We start from the raw sequence: 480 nt of genomic DNA on the forward strand, positions 1-480 counted from the left end.
AGCTTCGGCGCCCGGACGACGACCGTGCGCACGTCGCGCCCGGCGAGCGCGCGCTGCACGCCCTCGTCGGCGAGCGCGAGCTCGCGCAGCGCGTCGTCCGTCACCGACGTCGGGACCTCGGCGCGCCCACGGACCTTGCCCTGCACCTGGAACACGCACGTGACCGTGTCCTCGACGAGGTGCTGCGGGTCGGCCTGCGGGAACGACGCGTGCACGACCGACTCGTCGTGGCCCAGGCGGGCCCACAGCTCCTCGGTGATGTGCGGCGCGACCGGCGCCGTCATGACGACGAGCGCCTCGACGGCCGCGCGCGGTGCACGCTCGAGCGTCGTCAGGTGGTTGTTGAGCACGATGAGCTTGGCGATCGCGGTGTTGATGCGCATCGCCTCCATGTCCTCGCGGACGTCGGCGATCGTGCGGTGCAGCACGCGCAGCGTCTCGGCGGACGGCGCGTCGTCGCTGACGACGAGCTCACCGGTC

General features: G+C 72.9%; 1 protein-coding gene. It reads right to left on the minus strand.

Annotated features, from left to right (window positions below; all coding sequences use genetic code 11):
* Positions 1-480: class I tRNA ligase family protein (locus G3I71_RS47005; protein ID WP_164325071.1), on the minus strand; the 480-nt coding region annotated here is incomplete at both ends.

This window comes from Streptomyces sp. SID12501 (assembly GCF_010550245.1).
Taxonomy (GTDB): Bacteria; Actinomycetota; Actinomycetes; order Streptomycetales; family Streptomycetaceae; genus Streptomyces.